The following is a 3,413-nucleotide window of genomic DNA, read 5'->3' as shown; positions in this document are numbered from 1 at the left end:
AGAAGAAGGTCCGGATGGGGCCGGCACCGTCGATCTTCGCCGCCTCGATGGTGGTCGGATCGATGTTCTGGAGACCCGCGAGGTAGAAGATCATGTTGTAGCCGGTCCAGCGCCACAGCAGTCCCAGGATGATGACCATCCGAGCCGTGCCCGGTTGACCCAGCCAGTTCACCGGGCCATCGATCAGATGCAGCGCCAACAGCCAGTCGTTCACCAGCCCGTCGGTGGCGAAGATGGTGCGGAACACCAGCGAGTACGAGACGAGCGAGATCGCGGCGGGCAGGAAGATGGCGGTTCGCCACATCCCCTTCAGCTTGAGCCTCGGGTTGTTGAGGATGTTCGCGAGCAGCAGCGCTGTGATCAGCATGATCGGCACCTGGATCGCCAGGTACAGCAGCGTGTTCTGAATGGTCAGCTTGAAGATGTCGTCCTGCAGCATCCGCTCGTAGTTGAACCACAGCGGATCTGCGAAGTCGATCGCGGTGCCGCGCCCCGTCTTCATCGACAGGAGCAGCGCCTGGAACATCGGCCAGAACATCATGATGCCGATGAGCGCGGCGGCCGGGATGAGGAATATCCATCCCGTGAGGCTGCGACGGCGGGCGGCCGGCGAGATCTTGACCTTGGGGGCCTTGCCGGTCTTCTTGGGCGCGCGGTCGGGGACCGCGATTGGCGTCATCGTTGACACAGAATCACTCCCATTGACTGGTGTGGGAGGGGGCCGGTCGCCCGACCCCCTCCCTCGCCGATTGTGTGTCAGCTCATCGCGAACTCGACGTTGGCCTGCGCCTCGCTGAGCGCGCTCTGGGCGTCATCACCGTTGATGATCTTGGTGATGGCGGCGCTCACCGCGTCGCGTGCCTCGTAGTAGTACACGCCCGTGTTGTTGCTGGGCACGCCTGCCGAGAACTGCAGCACGTCGGCGTAGATGGCCTGGCCTCCGAAGAAGTCCAGCGGCTCGGCGTAGACGTCCGAGTCACCGGCGGGGAGCCAGTTCGCCACCGCGCCCGCGCCGGGCAGGATGGTGTCGTAGAACTCGGTCGATCCCGCGAAGGTGGAGTTCAGGAAGTCAGCCGCGAGCGCAACATCCGCGTTCGAGCTGACCGCCCATGAGGAGCCACCGTTGGCGGAGAAGTGCGTGGCGCCGTCGATGCCGTCCAGGCTGGGGAGGTTGGTGACGGCCCACATGCCCGCCTGGTCTGCCGCGCTCTGGATGGAACCGGAGATCCACACACCGTTGATGGTGCTGGCCACCGTGCCGTTCACGATCGACGCGATGTACTCGTCCCAGGAGTTGACCTCGACGAAGACGCCCTTCTTCACCATGTCGGCATAGACGGCGATGGCCGCCTCGAGTGCCGCGTTATCGGTGATGGTGGGGTTGCCCTCGGCGTCGAACAGGCTCGCGCCCGCGGACTGGAGCATCATCAGGATCATGTCGGAGGACCCGGCCTGGCCGGTCATCATCGGCATGCCGGTCTTGGCCAGAACGTCCTCACCCATGGTGATGTACTCAGCCCACGTGACGTCGGTGAAGTCGTCGACGGTGTATCCCGCCTGCTCGAGCACGTCGGTGCGCATCGCGTTGATCGCGGTGCCCGAGTCGAACGGCACGCCATAGTTCATGCCATCCACCGTCGAGTACGCGGTCACGCCATCGGGGAACTGGCTGAAGTCCACGCCCGAGTCCGTGATGTCGGTGAACACGTCCGGGTAGTTGATCACGTTCTTCTGGAACGCGTTGTTCTGCATGAGGAAGATGTCGGGAAGCTGGTCGAGCTCCCCCGACTGTGCCAGCGTGGTCAACTTGACCTGCACGTCGTCCCAGGTCTGCTCCTGGATGTCGAGCGTGAAGTCCGGGTGGTCCGCCTGGTAGACCTTCTCGGCCTCCTGCAGCGCGTAGATGTTGAAGGCCGGGTCCCAGGCCCACACCGTGAGCGTGGTACCCATCTCGCCGCCGGTGTCGCCGCCGCCCGAGCCGGTCGGTTCGTCGGTGGTGCCGCCGCTGGAGCACGCGGCGAGGCCCAAGGCAGCCACCGCAGTGGCCGCGACCGCTACGCCCGTTCGAAACTTGTACATGTGCTGTCCGCCATTCTGTTCGGAACCTCCCGGAGCTGCCGGGCGCACCACGTCGTACGCCCACCGGGTCCCACAGTCACCCTTGAGGAGGCGTCGACGTCGACGGTTCCAAGGTGAGACGTCTTCGTCGCCGTTCCACAACCGCAAGGTGCCTGTTTACGTAAACATAGCACGGGGGTGCGGGGGCGCTCTCGGCGAGCCGAGTCACGATCGTGTAACGGCCCCCTGGCCCGTGCGCCGCCTCCGCACGGCCTGGCGGCGGGCTATGGCGACGTCAACATCGAGGGGCCTTCTCGGGCTAGGATTCATGGCATGGCAGCGAAGCCGGCGCAGCGTGGACGCAAGACGGGCCCCACCATCGCCGACGTCGCGCGGCTTGCCGGCGTCTCCGCGCAGACCGTGTCGCGCACCTCGACGGGGGCGGAGGCGGTCCGGCCGGAGACCCGCGAACGCGTGCTGACGGCGATGGAGCAGCTGGGCTATTCACCCAACCGCGCCGCACGCGCCCTGCGCAATGGGCGCTACGGCACCATCGGCCTCATCGCGCGACGGTTCGACCGCACGGGTGAGGCGCGCACCACGGATGCCTTGCTGCGCGCCGCGGAGGCCGCGGACTACGGCGTCTCGCTCCTCACGGTGCCGGGCGCGGCGTCGGGCGGCTGGGAGCCGGCGGCGCGTCGCCTTCATCACCAGTCGGTCGACGGCCTCGTGATCATCCGAGCGGAGGGCGCCGCCGATGAGATCCCCCTGCCCGCGCGTATGCCCGTCGCGGTCAGCGATTCGCGCGCCTCGGGACGGTACCCGTCCGTCGTGAGCGACGAGTACACCGGCATGCGGCTGGCGGTCGACCATCTGCTGAAGCTGGGCCATCGCACCGTGCACCACATCGCGGGTCCCCCCGGATCGGAGCCCGCTCGTCTGCGGGCCCTGGCCTGGCGAAGTCGCCTCGAGGAGTCAGGCATCGTGGCGCCCGAACCATTTCCCGGAGACTGGACCGCCGAGTCCGGATACCGGGCCGGCGCGATGATCGCCGCGGATCCACGCGTGACGGCGGTGGCCTGCGCCAACGACGAGACCGCGTTGGGCCTCCGCATGGCGCTCCACGAGGCGGGGCGCCGGGTGCCCGAGGACGTCTCCGTGGTGGGCTTCGACGACATCTCGCTGAGCCGCTTCTCGGTCCCGCCGCTCACCACGATCCGGCAGGACTTCGAGCAGACGGGGAAGGAGCTGGTGCGCCTGCTGCTGGAGCAGATTGAGGGAGTGCCACAGGTCGACGTCCCGCACGTGGTGCTCCCGACCGAGCTGGTGGTGCGGGGCACCACCGCGCCTCCGCG

The 3,413-nt window shown here is 67.3% G+C and carries 3 protein-coding genes; 1 reads left to right on the top strand and 2 read right to left on the bottom strand.

Annotated elements, in window-relative coordinates:
• On the bottom strand, positions 1-679 hold a 679-nt coding region (locus tag Q0L54_RS03895; RefSeq protein WP_296665638.1), incomplete at its 3' end, for a carbohydrate ABC transporter permease.
• Between the two features lie 77 nt (positions 680-756).
• Positions 757-2,079, bottom strand: coding sequence for an extracellular solute-binding protein (locus tag Q0L54_RS03890; protein WP_296665637.1), 1,323 nt, complete (start codon positions 2,077-2,079; stop codon positions 757-759).
• A gap of 312 nt (positions 2,080-2,391) precedes the next feature.
• On the opposite strand from Q0L54_RS03890, the gene Q0L54_RS03885 reads away from it, so the two are divergent.
• Positions 2,392-3,413: LacI family DNA-binding transcriptional regulator (locus Q0L54_RS03885; protein ID WP_296665636.1), on the top strand; the 1,022-nt coding region annotated here is incomplete at its 3' end.

This window comes from Demequina sp. (genome assembly GCF_024642165.1).
In the GTDB taxonomy this organism is placed as follows: Bacteria; Actinomycetota; Actinomycetes; order Actinomycetales; family Demequinaceae; genus Demequina.
The sequence above is the reverse complement of the archived record's forward strand: the minus strand, read 5'-3'. Positions and strand labels throughout refer to the sequence as shown.